General features: G+C 71.9%; 11 protein-coding genes. 5 read left to right on the top strand and 6 right to left on the bottom strand.

Going from position 1 to position 14,246, the window contains the following annotated elements:
- Positions 1–5 precede the first annotated feature (5 nt).
- From CR162_RS00535 to CR162_RS00515, 5 genes are all read right to left on the bottom strand, one after another.
- Positions 6–1,028, bottom strand: a complete 1,023-nt coding sequence (locus CR162_RS00535) for an ABC transporter ATP-binding protein (protein ID WP_099093584.1) — start codon at positions 1,026–1,028, stop codon at positions 6–8.
- The gene (locus CR162_RS00530) at positions 1,021–2,058 is read right to left on the bottom strand and encodes an ABC transporter ATP-binding protein (protein ID WP_099093583.1); all 1,038 of its coding nucleotides are present in this window, start codon (positions 2,056–2,058) and stop codon (positions 1,021–1,023) included. Before CR162_RS00530 ends, CR162_RS00535 begins: the two co-directional genes overlap by 8 nt.
- Positions 2,058–2,972: an ABC transporter permease gene (locus tag CR162_RS00525; protein ID WP_099093582.1), complete on the bottom strand. Its 915-nt coding sequence runs from the start codon at positions 2,970–2,972 to the stop codon at positions 2,058–2,060. Before CR162_RS00525 ends, CR162_RS00530 begins: the two co-directional genes overlap by 1 nt.
- Positions 2,973–2,975: 3 nt before the next feature.
- A complete protein-coding gene (locus CR162_RS00520; protein WP_099093581.1) occupies positions 2,976–3,953 on the bottom strand; it encodes an ABC transporter permease in 978 nt (325 codons plus the stop codon).
- Between the two features lie 222 nt (positions 3,954–4,175).
- The gene (locus CR162_RS00515) at positions 4,176–5,252 is read right to left on the bottom strand and encodes an AI-2E family transporter (RefSeq protein WP_099093580.1); all 1,077 of its coding nucleotides are present in this window, start codon (positions 5,250–5,252) and stop codon (positions 4,176–4,178) included.
- A gap of 168 nt (positions 5,253–5,420) precedes the next feature.
- On the opposite strand from CR162_RS00515, the gene otnI reads away from it, so the two are divergent.
- The 3 genes from otnI to CR162_RS00500 all read left to right on the top strand — a co-directional run bounded on the left by otnI (position 5,421) and on the right by CR162_RS00500 (position 8,183).
- On the top strand, positions 5,421–6,203 hold the full coding sequence (otnI, locus tag CR162_RS00510; protein WP_099093579.1) for a 2-oxo-tetronate isomerase: 783 nt from the start codon (positions 5,421–5,423) through the stop codon (positions 6,201–6,203).
- Positions 6,204–6,236: 33 nt separating this feature from the next.
- Positions 6,237–7,121, top strand: a complete 885-nt coding sequence (locus tag CR162_RS00505) for a 2-hydroxy-3-oxopropionate reductase (RefSeq protein ID WP_099093578.1) — start codon at positions 6,237–6,239, stop codon at positions 7,119–7,121.
- Positions 7,122–7,307: 186 nt separating this feature from the next.
- On the top strand, positions 7,308–8,183 hold the full coding sequence (locus tag CR162_RS00500) for a helix-turn-helix domain-containing protein (RefSeq protein WP_099093577.1): 876 nt from the start codon (positions 7,308–7,310) through the stop codon (positions 8,181–8,183).
- 27 nt (positions 8,184–8,210) lie between these two features.
- Here the strand turns inward: CR162_RS00500 and CR162_RS00495 are convergent, their stop codons facing one another.
- Positions 8,211–10,886, bottom strand: a complete 2,676-nt coding sequence (locus tag CR162_RS00495) for a bifunctional acetate--CoA ligase family protein/GNAT family N-acetyltransferase (RefSeq protein WP_099093715.1) — start codon at positions 10,884–10,886, stop codon at positions 8,211–8,213.
- Positions 10,887–11,128: 242 nt separating this feature from the next.
- Between CR162_RS00495 and tkt the strand changes: the two genes are divergently transcribed.
- Together tkt and gap are read left to right on the top strand one after the other, a co-directional pair.
- A complete protein-coding gene (tkt, locus tag CR162_RS00490; RefSeq protein WP_408887444.1) occupies positions 11,129–13,162 on the top strand; it encodes a transketolase in 2,034 nt (677 codons plus the stop codon).
- Positions 13,163–13,219: 57 nt separating this feature from the next.
- Positions 13,220–14,236 (top strand): type I glyceraldehyde-3-phosphate dehydrogenase, encoded by a 1,017-nt coding sequence (gene gap, locus CR162_RS00485; RefSeq protein WP_099093575.1) that lies wholly within the window; start codon positions 13,220–13,222, stop codon positions 14,234–14,236.
- Positions 14,237–14,246 lie beyond the last annotated feature (10 nt).

The raw sequence follows: 14,246 nt of genomic DNA, 5'->3' as shown, positions 1-14,246 counted from the left end.
CCTCCTTACTGCCGGTCCCGCCCCTCCTCGACCGCGTGGCAGGCCACCAGCGTCGCCCCGGCGCGGGTCATTCCGGGGCGCTCCCGCCGGCAGCGGTCATTGGCCAGCGGGCAACGCGGGTTGAAGGCGCAGCCGGAGGGCGGGCTGATCGGGCTCGGCACCTCGCCGCCCACGGGAATGCGCTCCCGCCCCGTCATGTCGAGGTCGGGGATGGCCTCCATCAGCGCCCGCGTATAGGGGTGGCGCGGCGCCTCGAACAGCGTCTCGGAGGGCGCCAGCTCCACCAGCCGGCCGAGATACATGACGCCGATCCGGTCCGAGACCTGCCGCACCACGGCGAGGTTGTGGCTGATGAACAGGTAGGTCAGCCCCATGCGGCGCTGCAGATCCTTCATCAGGTTGAGGATCTGCGCCTGCACGGAGACGTCGAGCGCGCTGGTCGGCTCGTCGCAGACCAGGAACTCGGGGTTGGAGGAGAGCGCCCGGGCGATGGAGATGCGCTGGCGCTGCCCGCCCGAGAACTCGTGCGGGAACTTCTGGCCGTCGGCGGGGGAAAGGCCGACCTGGGTCAGCAGCTCGCCCACGCGCTTCTCGCGCGCCGCGCGGTCCGGCAGCAGGCCGAAGGCGCGCAGCGGCTCGGCCACGATGTCCAGCACCCGCCAGCGCGGGTTGAGGCTGGCATAGGGGTCCTGGAAGATCATCTGCATCCGCCGGCGCTGCGCGGCGTCGGCGCGGGCGGAGGAGAGGTCGTTGCCGTCGAACACCACCTCGCCGCGGGTGGTGCCGTAGAGCCCCACGGCCAGGCGCGCCACGGTGGACTTGCCGCAGCCGGATTCGCCCACGAGCGAGAGCGTGGTGCCGCGCGGTATGGCGAAGGAGATGCCGTCCACGGCGCGCAGCGTGCGCTTGCCTTCGCGTGCCAGCAGGCGCTGCAGCAGCGGGCGGGAGACGTCGAAGTAGCGGGCCACGTCGCGCACTTCCAGCATCGGCGGCTGGCCGGCGCCCTGGCTTCGTGCGGTGTCAGACATGGACGGTGCTCCCGGTGCCGGAGAAGGGCACCTGCTTCTCGGAGGCGGGGTCGTGCAGCCAGCAGGCGGCGCGGGTGGTGCCGGCATCGATCAGGTCGGGCCGCTCCACCCGGCAGCGTTCGAACACATGCGGGCAGCGCGGATAGTAGGCGCAGCCCCGCGGAATGGCGGACAGGCGCGGCATGGCGCCGTCGATCTGCGCCAGATGCTCCACCTTGCGGTCGAGCGGCGGGATGGAGGCCATCAGCCCGGCGCTGTAGGGGTGGCGCGGCGCCTTCACCACCTCCCGCACCGGCCCGATCTCGGCGAGGCGGCCGGCATACATCACCGCCACCCGGTCGGCGGTCTCGGCGATGACGCCCATGTCGTGCGTCACCAGCATCACCGCCGTGCCGTGCTCGCGCGTCAGGCGCTTCAGCAGCGCGATGATCTGCGCCTGGATCGAGACGTCGAGCGCGGTGGTCGGCTCGTCCGCCACCACCAGGCGCGGCTCGGCGCAAAGGGCGAGCGCGATGACCACGCGCTGGCGCATGCCGCCCGAGAACTCGTGCGGGTAGCTGTCGATGCGCTGGGCGGCGCCGGGGATGCCCACCTCCTCCAGCCAGTGGATGGCGCGCGCCCGGGCCTGGGCGGGCGTCATCGGCAGGTGGGTGAGGATGGTCTCCTGGAGCTGCCGGCCCACCGTGTAGAGCGGGTTCAGCGTGGTCAGCGGGTCCTGGAAGATGGCGCCGATCTGCTTGCCGCGGATGCGCCGCATCTTCTCGCGCGGCAGGTTGTCGATGCGCTGGCCGTCCAGCAGGATCTCGCCGCGGGCGATGCGGCCGGGCGGCTCCAGCAGGCCGATGATGGCGGCGCCCGTCATCGACTTGCCGGCGCCGGACTCGCCCACCACCCCCAGCACCTCGCCGGCGCGGATGGAGAAGGAGACGTCGTCCAGCGCCGTCAGCGTGCCGCGCCGCGTCGGGAACTCGACGCGCAGGTTGCGGACCTCGAGAAGCGGCGCCGCGGCCTTTGCGGAAAGGTTGTTCATCAGCGCAGCCTCGGGTTCAGGGCGTCGCGCAGCCAGTCGCCCAGCAGGTTCACGGAAAGCACCAGCGCCACCAGGGCGATGCCGGGAAAGAGCGTGATCCACCACTCGCCGCTGAACAGGAAGTCGTTGCCGATGCGGATGAGCGTGCCGAGGGAAGGCTGCGTCGGCGGTACGCCCACCCCCAGGAAGGACAGCGTCGCCTCCGCCAGGATGGCGAAGCCGAGGTTCAGCGTGGCGATGACCAGCACCGGCCCGAGCACGTTGGGCAGCACATGGGTGAGCATGATGCGCACCCGGGACAGGCCGATCACGCGGGCGGCCAGCACGTATTCCTTGTTGCGCTCGACCAGGGTGGAGCCGCGCACGGTGCGGGCGAATTGCGGCCAGTTGCTGATGCCGATGGCGAACACCACCACATAGAGCGCGATCCCCTCATGCGCCTCGGGCGGCAGGGCGGCGCGGACGATGCCGTCGATCAGCAGCGCCACGAGGATGGAGGGGAAGGTGAGCTGGATGTCGGCGATGCGCATCAGCACGGCATCCGTGGTGCCGCCGAGATAGCCGGCGAGCAGCCCGAGCCCGACGCCCACCACGGTGGAGAACACCACCGCCGAGAGGCCCACGATGAGCGAGACGCGCGCGCCATACATGATGGCCGAGAGCACGTCCCGCCCCTGGTCGTCCGTGCCGAGGGGGAAGGCGGCGTTGCCTTCCTCCATCCAGGCGGGCGGGTTGAAGGCGTCCATCAGGTTGAGGCTGGCGAGGTCGAACGGGTTGTGCGGCGCCAGCAGCGGCGCGAACACCGCGCCGAGGACGCAGACCAGCGCCACCGCCGCCGAGGCGACCGTGACGGGCGAGCGGCTGAAGGAATACCAGAGATCGGAATCGAGGGCGCGCGACAGGGCGTTGGCCATGGCTCAGTGCCCTCCCCGCCCGGCGCGCAGGCGCGGGTCGACGATGTAGTACAGGATGTCCACCACGAGGTTGATGACCACGAAGATCACCGCCGTCAGCATCAGGTAGGCGGCCATGACGGGGATGTCGGCCGAGCCCACGCTCTGGATGAACAGCAGCCCCATGCCCGGCCACTGGAACACCGTCTCGGTGACGATGGCGAAGGCGATGATGGAGCCGAGCTGGAGGCCCGCGATGGTGATGACCGGCACCAGCGTGTTCTTCAGCGCGTGGCCGAAATGCACGGAGCGGTCCGGCAGGCCGCGGGCGCGGGCGAACTTGATGTAGTCTGTCCGCAGCACCTCCAGCATCTCGGACCGCACCAGCCGCATGATCAGGGTGAGCTGGAACAGGCCCAGCGTGATGGCGGGCAGGATCAGCGCCTTCCAGCCGGAGGCGGTGAGCAGGCCGGTGCTCCACCAGCCGAGGTCCACCACATCCCCCCGCCCATAGCTCGGCAGCCAGCCCAGCAGCACGGAAAAGACCAGGATCAGCAGGATGCCGATCAGGAAGGTGGGCAGCGACACGCCGATCAGGCTGAAGGTGAGAAAGAAGCGCGACAGCCAGGACTGCCGGTAGAGGCCGGTGTAGACGCCCATCGGCACACCCACCAGCATGGCGATGGCGGCGGCCACGAAGGCCAGCTCCAGCGTGGCCGGCGCCCGCTCCGCGATCAGCTCCGCCACGGGGCGCGAAAGGCGGTAGGACAGGCCGAACTCGCCCTGCACGGCGTTCACCGCGAAGCGGAAGAACTGCACGAAGAAGGGCTGGTCGAGGCCCAGGCTCTGCACCAGCGCCTGGCGCTGCGCCTCGGTGAAGTCCTGGCCCAGCATGATCGCCACCGGGTCGCCCACATAGGCGAACATGGCGAAGCTGATCAGCGCCACCACCAGCAGGACCGGGATCGCCTGCAACAGGCGGGAAAGGATGAAGGCGGGCATCGATCAGCCGACCCCGCTCATCCGGCGGCCGCATATCCGGTGATCATCCGGGGCGGCGCCAGCACGCATCGCCGCGGCAGCAGCCGCCACGGCCCATCCATTCAACATAGCCTTCGTCCCCTGCCCCGTCCCCTTGAAGACCGTCCCTGAAAGGCCGGGGCATGTTCTTGATGTCTCGCGCCCAATCAACCATTCCGGCGGGCGGAAGGGAAGCGGCGGCCCTCAATGGAGTGTCTCCGGCTCCTCCTCCGCCCAGTCGCGCAGCAGGGTGAAGCCCACCGCCAGCAGCACGGGGCCGAGGAACAGGCCGAGGAAGCCGAAGGCGAAGACGCCGCCCAGGGCGCCGAGGATGGTGAGCAGCAGCGGCAGGTCGGCGCCGCGGCTGATCAGCCAGGGGCGGATGACGTTGTCCACGCTGCTGATGCCCCCCGCGCCATAGATCAGCAGGAAGATGCCGCCGCCCGTGGAGCCCTGGGCGAACAGCCACAGCGCCGCCGGCAGCCAGACCAGGGGAGCGCCCACCGGCAGCACCGAGACGACCCCCGCGATGACCGCCAGCAGCACCGGCTGCGGCACGCCGGCGATCCACAGCCCGAGGCCCGTCAGCACCCCCTGCGCCACCGCCGTGCCGAGCAGGCCATAGACCACGCCGGTGGTGACGTTGGCGGTGAGCTGCACCAGGCGCCGCGCCTGGCTGCCGGCGATGCGCACCACCAGCGCCTCCAGTCCCGCCGCCATGCGCGGCCCGTCCCGGTAGAAGAAGAAGGAGAGCAGGATGGCCAGCACCAGCTCCGCCAGCCCCGAGAGCACGGCCAGCAGCAGCGCCAGCGCCTGCTGGGCGATGACGCCGGCATAGGGCTGCAGCATGTCGGTCAGCGGGCTGAAGTCGAGCTGCAGCGCGTCCCACCGCTCGGCCAGCGTCGCGCCGATCCAGGGGATGGCGGCCAGCTTGTCGCCGAGCGCGGGGAAGCCGCCGGCGATCAGCCCCTCGACGTTGCGCCGCAGCCCCTCGACGTCCTCGGCGCGGATCGGCGCGGCGAAGAGCAGCGGCAGGCCGACCAGCAGCATCTCCAGCGTGACCATCAGCACGGCGGCGAGGCCGGGGGAAAGCCGCAGCCGGTCGCGCAGCGCGCGGTAGGCGGGCCAGGTGCAGAAGGCCAGGATGGCCGCCCAGAGCAGCGCCGAGATGAAGGGCCGCAGGACCAGCAGGCAGCCGATCAGCAGCGCCGACAGGGCCGCCAGCCCCAGGATCCGGGCCGGCCGCAATGCCCGGTCGCCCGGGGAGGAGGAGGAGCTCATGGCGCAGACTGTGCCCGAGCGGCGGCGCCTCCGCCAGCGCCGCGCGGCGCCGGCCGGCCCGCGCGCAACAGCTTGTCCGGCAAGGCCTTGCGCTTCTCGCCCGGCCCTCTAGCGTGCCGCGCGAAGGCCGGGGCGCGCAGGCGTCCCGCACAGACCCGGAGACCGACCATGCCGCGCTTCGCCGCCAACCTGTCCATGATGTTCCAGGAGGTGCCGTTCCTGGACCGCTTCGCCGCCGCGCGGGCGGCCGGCTTCGAGGCGGTCGAGTTCCTCTTCCCCTATGACTTCCCGGCCGCCGAGATCGCCAGCCGCCTGAAGGACCACGGCCTCCGGCAGGTGCTGTTCAACGCGCCGCCGGGCGACTGGGCGGCGGGCGAGCGCGGCATGGCCTGCATCCCCGGCCGGCAGGGCGAGTTCCGCGACGCGCTGAAGAAGGGCCTGGAATACGCCGCCGCCCTTTCCTGCCCGCGGCTGCACGTCATGCCCGGCCTGCGCCCCGAGGGCGTGGCGCACGACACGCTGACGGCGGTCTATGGCGCCAACCTGGCCTGGGCGGCGGAGGAATGCGCCAAGGCGGGGATGAAGGCGGTGATCGAGCCGATCAACCAGCGCGACATCCCCGGCATCTTCATGACCACCATGCAGCAGGGCGCCGACATCATCGCGGCGGTGGGGCCGGACAAGCTCGGCCTGCAGTTCGACCTCTACCACTGCCAGGTGAGCGAGGGCGACATCGTCAAGCGGGTGGAGAAGCACCTGCCGATCATCGCCCACATGCAGGTGGCGGACGTGCCGGGCCGCAACGAGCCGGGCACGGGCGAGGTGAACTGGCCCTTCGTGTTCGATCGCCTCGACGCGCTGGGCTATCGTGGCTGGATCGGCTGCGAATACCGGCCGGCGGGCGAGACGGTGGCCGGCCTCGGCTGGTTCGCCCCCTACAAGGCCGCCTGACGGACGCATGAACGCGGGAGGAGACGCGCAAAGATGAAGATCGGTTTTATCGGCCTCGGCATCATGGGCCGGCCCATGGCGCTGCACCTCAAGGCGGCGGGGCATGAGCTGCTGGTGCCCGAGCGCGCCAGCCTGCGGGACGAGATCCGCGCCGAGGCTAAGGTGCTGCCGGACGCCGCCGCCATCGCCGCCGAGGCCGAGGCGATCATCCTGATGGTGCCGGACACGCCGGATGTCGAGGCGGCGCTGTTCGGCCCGAAGGGCGTGGCCGAGGGCCTCAGCCCCGGCAAGCTGGTGATCGACATGAGCTCGATCAGCCCCACCGCCACCAAGGACTTCGCCCGCCGCGTCAACGAGCGCGGCTGCGACTACCTGGACGCCCCCGTCTCGGGCGGCGAGGTGGGCGCGAAGCAGGCCAGCCTGACCATCATGGTGGGCGGCCCGCAGGCGGCGTTCGACCGCGCCCTGCCGCTGTTCCAGGCGATGGGCAAGAACATCACCCTGGTGGGCGAGGCCAATGGCGCCGGCCAGACCTGCAAGGTGGCCAACCAGATCGTCGTCGCGCTGACCATCGAGGCGGTGGCCGAGGCGCTGGTCTTCGCCAGCAAGGCGGGGGCCGATCCGGCCAAGGTGCGGCAGGCGCTGATGGGCGGGCTCGCCACCTCGCGCATCCTTGAACTGCATGGGGAGCGCATGATCAAGCGCAGCTTCGATCCCGGCTTCCGCATCGCCCTGCACCAGAAGGACCTCAACCTCGCGTTGCAGTCGGCCCGGGAGCTGGGCGTGGCCCTTCCCAACACGGCCTCGACGCAGCAACTGTTCTCGGCCTGCGTGGCGGCGGGCGGCGGGCAATGGGATCACTCCGGATTGGTTCAGGCCCTGGAGCTGCTCGCGGCGCACAAGCTGACCCCAGGCTGAGGCTTGGCGGCGTCACGCGGGATTGACGCGCATTCGCTTGGCGCCCGGACGTGAGAGTGTTTCTTAATTCCGGCCGATTATGCGTTGCCATAAGCGGCGCCCGGCCGCATTTTCTGTCCCAGCGCCGTCCGGCGAGATTCTTCGCCGCTGACGAATGTGAACCGGTTGATATCGACAAGAGGTGTCATGCGTTTCGCCGATATCGGCCAGCAATTGCGGGCCTACCGTCTCGAATCCGGCCTGCGGGCCGAGGAAATCGCGGCCCGGCTGGGTGTCTCCCGAGCCGCGCTGTACCGCTATGAGAAGGGTGAGGTCATCAAGCTGGACACGATCCGGCGGCTGGCTGAACTGCTGAAGATCTCCCCGCTCTCCCTGCTTGGCATCGGGGTGGAGTATTTCTCCCGCCCCATCGCCTTCCAGGAGCGGCTGCGACAGGTCGAGGAGCAGTCCGACCAGATCCTCCAGGTGGGCGGCGCCTATTGCTACCAGACCACGACCGAGGCGTTCGACGGCGCCCTGGCCGAGGCCTGGGCGGAAGCGGCCGATGCCGCGCCCGAGCGCGTCCCGGCCCGTGCCGCGGCCGACCAGGCGATGGGCCTGCTGGTGGCCCGCAAGAAGCTGCACCAGTCGCGCCGCGCCAACATCATCGCCATGCTGTCGGAAACCTCGCTGCGCGGCTTCCTGGCCGAGGGCGTCGCCGGCAGCCTCGCGCTGTCCGAGCGCACCCGCAACCGCTGCCGGCAGGCGGCGCGCGACGAGGTGGAAAGCATCGCCTCCCTGATGGAGAGCGTGCCGATCGGCCTCCAGATCGGCCTGCTGCCGACCGAGCCGGCGGGCAGCTTCATGGTGCTGCGCGGGCGGGAGCGGGCGCATGTCTGCACCAGCCCCTTCCCCGCCGACCTCACCGCCAGCCCCGCCATCGGCGTCGGCACCATCACGGCGGCGGACGAGGCGGTGTCGGTGCACCAGCGCGTGGCCGAGGCCGCGTGGCGCAATGCGCTGAAGGGCTCCGCCGCCGCCGCCCGCCTGCGCGAGCTGCTGCAGGAGGCGGCGCCGCGCTGAGGCGCCGGAGGCTGCACGCAGCGCGCCCTAAAGCTCCAGCCGCGCCTCCATCACCTCGTCATCCTCCGGCGCGCGCCGGAGGGTGAAGCCGAGCGACCGCATGAAGCCCAGCATGGGCTTGTTGTCGGCCAGCACCTGGCCGACCATGCGCTCCAGGCCCTGCGCCCGCCCCCACTCGATGAGCCGTTCCATCAGGTGGCGTGCCAGGCCCTGGCCCTTCCAGCCCTGCAGCGTCACCACGGCGAACTCGCCCACCGCCGGATCGCCCGGCGCGCCACCCGGCTCGCGGATCAGCCGCGCCACGCCCACCGTCCGCGGCGGCCCCTCGCCGCTGCTGTCCACCGCCACGAAGGCCATCTCGCGGTCGTAGTCGATCTGCGTCATGCGGGCGATCTGCGCCGCCGGCAGCTCCTTGATCTGGCTGAAGAAGCGCCAGCGCACATCCTCGGGCGCCAGGTGGCGGAAGGCCTCGGCATGGGCGGCGGCGTCCTCGGGGCGGATCGGGCGCACCAGCAGGGGGCGGCCATCCCGCGTCGTCCAGGGCCGCGCCAGCTCGGCCGGATAGGGCGGGACGGAAAGCATGGCCAACTGCCCGGGCGGCCGCAGCCCGCCCGAGGCATCCAGCGCCAGCAGGCCGTTCCCGTCCGCCAGGAGCGGGTTGAGGATCAGCCCCTCGATCTCGGGGAAGTCGATGGCGATCTGCGAAAGCCGCACCAGCGCATCCGCCAGCAGGGTGAGGTCCACCGGCGCATGGTCGCGAAAGCCCTCCAGCAGCCGGACGCCGCGGGTGCGGCGGATCAGCGCCATGGCCAGGGTGCGGTTCAGCGGCGGCAGGTCGAACGCCACGTCCGGCTCGAAGTCGGAGGCGGTGCCGCCGCGGCCATAGCCGATCCAGGGGCCGAACATCGGGTCGTCGCCCAGGCGCAGGCGGAGCTCGTGCGGGCGCAGCGGGCCGGAGGCGCCGGCCTGGCGCTGCACCAGGAAGCCGTCGAGGCGGGCCCCGGGCCGGGCGGCGCGCACCTGCGCCTCCATCGCGGCGGCGGCGGCGCGCAGCCCGGCCACGTCCTTCAGCCCCAGCACCACCCCGCCCACCTCCGTCTTGCGGGGCAGGTCCGGGCTCAGCACCTTCAGCACCACCGGAAAGCCCAGGCGCATGGCGGCGGCGACGGCGGCATCCACGTCCGGCACCGCCTGCCCCGGCACCACCGGCAGGCCATAGGCCTCCAGGATGCGCAGCGCCTCCGCCTCGGTGAAGCCGAGCCGGCCCTCGGCGCGCAGCGTCTCGATCACGGCGCGGACGGCGGCGCGGTCCGGCGCCAGTTCCAGCATGTCGCGCGGCGGCAGCTCGGCGGCGGCGGCGCGGTTGCGGCGGTCGGTCGCCAGATGCAGGGCGCCGCGCACCGCCGCCTCGGGCGTGGAAAAGACGGCGTGGCCCGCCAGCGCGAGCCGCCGGCGCGCGGCGGCGGCGGCGGGCGCCTGGCCCAGCCAGCCGAGCAGCACGGGCGCGCCCCGCGTCGCCCGGGAGGCGGCGGCCAGGGCAGTGGCGGTCACGTCCTGGTCCTGCCCGGGCGCGGGAGCGTGCACCGCCACCACCGAATCCACCTCCGGCAGCGCCGCGAGCAGGCTTGCGGCCTCGGCCAGGCGGTGCCCCTCCTGGGGCGGCAGCAGCAGCGGGTTGCCGAGAAGGGGCTGCGGCAGGGCGAGCGCCAGCGCCAGCGCCCCGCGCGCCTCCTGGCCCCAGGCGGCCAGCCTTCCGCCCGATTGCAACACGGCATCGGCCGCCAGCTGCCCCGGCCCCTGGCCGTTGGTGACGATCGCCACGCGGTCGCCGGCCAGCGCGTCCATCCCGCCGCGTGGCGCGGGGCGCACGCGCGCCAGCGTCTCGGCGGCGGCCAGCAGGTCCTCGAGGCCCGCCACGCGCAGCACGCCCGCGCGGCGCAGCGCCGCCTCCATCACCGCGTCGGCCAGGCCCGTGGCGTCGGCCTGGCGGCCGCCGGGGCGGATCCCCACCACCGGGCGGGTGCGCGCCGCGGCGCGGGCGGCGGAGATGAACAGGCGGCGGTTCTTGATCCGCCGCAGGTCGAGCAGCACCGCCCCCGCCTCCGGGTCACGCGCGATCCAGTCCAGCGCCAGGGCGAAGCCCAGGCCCTGGTTGGTGCCGATGCCGACGATCTGGCTGAAGCCCAGCTCCTCGCCTTCCGCCCAGTCGATGATGGCACGCGCCATGGCGCCGGACTGGCAGAGCAGCGCCAGCCGCCCCGGCCGCGGCGCGATGTGCGACAGGCTGGCATTGAGCCCGATGCGCGGCAGGCACAGGCCGAAGCTGTGGGCCCCGAGCACCCGCACCCCCGTCCGGTCCGACAGCGCGGCAAGCTCCGGCCCCGCCACCGGGACGATGGCGGCGAAGCAGCCGCGCGCCGCCAGCGCCAGCATCGCCGCTTCCTGCGCCTCGGGCGGCAGGCAGAGCACGGCGAGGTCGGGCGGCGCCGGCAGCGCCTCCACCCCGTCCGACGCCAGCAGGCCCTCGGCCTCGAGGCCGATCGCGTGGATCGGGCCCTTGAAGCCGCCGGCCGCGAGGTTGCGGGCCAGGATGGCGGATTCGGGCAGGGCGGGATCGGCCAGCAGCGCCACCGATCCGGGGCGGAACAGCGCCGCCTCCCGGAAGCCGGGGCTGTGGCGCGGCAGGGCGAGAGGGAGCTTCATGACGCCGCACATCTGGCGTGCCTCCCGCTGCGCCGCAACAGGGCCGCGCGCCGCCCAGGGGCGGCCAGAGGAGGCCGGCCGGCGCGATCCGCACTGGCCTGCGCGGCGCGGGCGGGCTAGAGGGGCGCATCATTCGTGAACGAACAAGGCTGTTGCGGGCGTGAAGGCCCGCCGGGTTGCCGCTTCCTGCCGGCCCCTCTATAGCCGTCCCGACGCCAGAGAGGTTCTTGACCTTGGCCAGTATCGCCCCCCTCCCCGATGCCTCCGCCAACCCCGCCATCGCGGCGCAGGAGAAGATCCTCGTCCTGCCGGTGACCGAAACGCGGCGCATGGCCGACGCGATCCGCGCCCTGGCGATCGACGCGGTGGAGCAGGCGAAGTCCGGCCACCCCGGCATGCCGATGGGCATGGCGGACGCGGCCACGGTGCTGTTCACCAAGTTCCTCAAGCACGACGCCGCCGATCCCCGCTGGGCGGACCGCGACCGCTTCGTGTTGTCCGCCGGCCATGGCTCGATGCTGCTCTATGCCTGGCTGCACCTTTCCGGCCATGCCGGCATGGCGGCGGACGACCTGCGGAAGTTCCGCCAGCTCCATTCGGTGGCCGCCGGCCATCCGGAATATGGCGAGCACCCGGCCATCGAGACCACCACCGGGCCGCTCGGCCAGGGGCTGGCCAACGCGGTGGGCATGGCGCTGGCCGAGCGCCACCTCGCCACCCGCTTCGGCAAGAGCCTGGTCGATCACCGCACCTGGGTGATCGCCGGCGATGGCTGCCTGATGGAGGGCATCAGCCACGAGGCCGCCTCCATCGCCGGGCACTTCAAGCTGAACAAGCTGACCGTGCTGTGGGACGACAACGGCATCTGCATCGACGGCAGCGTCGACATGGCGAGCTCGGACGACGTGCTGAAGCGCTTCGCCTCCTATGGCTGGGCGGTGAAGCGCGTCGACGGGCACAATGCCGAGGAGGTGGAGAAAGCGCTGGAAGGGGCGACGCGCAGCACCCGCCCCACCATCATCGCCTGCCGCACCATCATCGGCTTCGCGGCCCCCACCAAGGCGGGCACCGCCGGCAGCCATGGCAGCCCGCTGGGCGGCTCCGAGGCCGATGCCGCGAAGCGGGCGCTGGGCTGGACGGCCGCGCCCTTCGAGATCCCCGAGGACATCAAGGCCGCCTGGGAGGCCGCCGGCCGCCGCTCCGCCGGCACGCGCCGCTCCTGGCTAAAGCGCCTGGCCAACCACCCGCAGAAGGCCGAGTTCGAGCGCGCCATGGCCGGCAAGCTGCCGGAGGGCTGGCACGAGGCCGCAGCCGCCTACCGCGCGAAGCTGGCCGAGGACAAGCCCAAGATCGCCACCCGCGTCGCCTCGCAGCGCGCGCTGGAGGTGCTGGTGCCGGCCATTCCCGAGATGATCGGCGGCTCGGCCGACCTCACCGGCTCCAACAACACCAACGTCAAGGGCATCCCCGTGCTGTCGCCGGCCAATTTCGGCGGGCGCTACATCCACTGGGGCATCCGCGAGCACGGCATGGCCGCCGCCATGAACGGCATGGCGCTGCATGGCGGCATCATCCCCTATGGCGGCACCTTCCTGGTCTTCGCCGACTACATGCGCCCCTCCATCCGCCTCGCCGCGCTGATGCGCACGCGGGTGGTGCATGTGCTGACGCATGACAGCATCGGCCTCGGCGAGGACGGCCCGACGCACCAGCCGGTGGAAACGCTGGCCAGCCTGCGCGCCATCCCGAACCTCTTCGTGTTCCGCCCGGCGGACGCGATGGAGACGGCCGAGTGCTGGGAGCTGGCGGTGGCCCGCGCCGACGGCCCCTCGGTGCTGGCGCTGTCCCGCCAGAACCTCCCCGCGCTGCGCGAGGAGGCGGGCGAGAACCGCTCGGCCCGCGGCGGCTACGTGCTGGCCGAGGCCTCGGGGCCCCGCCGCGCGACGCTGATCGCCACCGGCTCCGAGGTGCAACTCGCCATGTCCGCGCGCGCCACGCTGGAGGCGGAGGGCATCCCCACCGCCGTGGTGTCCCTGCCTTGCTGGGAGCTGTTCGCGCTGCAGGACGAGAGCTACCGTGCCGCCGTGCTGGGCGAGGCCCCGCGCATCGGCATCGAGGCCGCGCTCGGCTTCGGCTGGGAGCGCTGGCTTGGCAGCGATGCAACCTTCATCGGCATGACGGGGTTCGGCGCCTCGGCCCCCGCCGACGATCTCTATCGCCACTTCGGCATCACCGCCGAGGCGGCCGTCGCCGCGGTCCGGCGCAAGCTGGCCTGAACAACTCAGACCAACACCGGTTCTCGGCAAACACTGGGAAAGACAAGGAAAGACACCATGGCTGTTAAGGTCGCGATCAACGGGTTCGGGCGCATCGGCCGCCTGGTGCTGCGCGCCGCCTGCGAGAGCGGGCGCGACGATGTCGAGTTCGTGGCGATCAACGACCTTGGCTCCGTGGAGGCCAATGCGCACCTGTTCCGCTACGACAGCGTGCATGGCCGCTTCCCCGGCGAGGTGATCGTCGAGGGCGACAGCATCACCATCAAGGCCCACGGCAAGACCTGGGGCCCCATCAAGGTGACGGCCGAGCGCGACCCGACCAAGCTGAAGTGGGAAGGCGTGGACATCGCCGCCGAGTGCACCGGCATCTTCACTGCGCGCGAGAAGGCGCAGGTGCTGCTGGGCACGGGCGCGAAGCGCGTCCTGATCTCCGCCCCCGGCGAGAACTCGGACAAGACCATCGTCTATGGCGTGAACCACAAGACGCTGACGGCCGAGGACAAGATCGTCTCCAACGCCTCCTGCACCACCAACTGCCTGGCGCCCGTCGCCAAGGTGCTGCACGAGAAGTTCGGCATCGAGCGCGGCTACATGGTCACCATCCACGCCTACACGGGCGACCAGAACACCGTGGACACGCTGCACAAGGACCTGCACCGCGCCCGCGCGGCCGCCGTCTCCGCCATCCCGACCTCGACGGGCGCGGCGAAGGCCGTGGGCCTGGTGCTGCCCGAGCTGGCCGGCAAGCTGGACGGCACCGCCATCCGCATCCCGACGCCGAACGTCTCCCTCGTCTCGCTCGACTTCGTGCCGAAGAAGACCGGGCTGACCAAGGAAGAGATCAACGCGGCGATCAAGGAAGCGGCTGAGGGCGAGCTGAAGGGCGTCCTCGGCTACAGCACCGAGAAGCTCGTCTCCATCGACTTCAACCACAACCCCGCCTCCTCCACCTTCGACGCCACGCAGACCCAGGTGGTCGATGGCGGGCTGGTGCGCGTGATGAGCTGGTACGACAACGAGTGGGGCTTCTCCAACCGCATGTCGGACACCGCCGCCTATCTCGGCAAGCTCTGAGGGAGGGCGC

It is taken from the genome of Teichococcus rhizosphaerae (assembly GCF_002631185.1).
In the GTDB taxonomy this organism is placed as follows: domain Bacteria; phylum Pseudomonadota; class Alphaproteobacteria; order Acetobacterales; family Acetobacteraceae; genus Pseudoroseomonas; species Pseudoroseomonas rhizosphaerae.
Note: the sequence above shows the minus strand (reverse complement) of the source record. Positions and strands in the feature narration are given on the sequence as shown.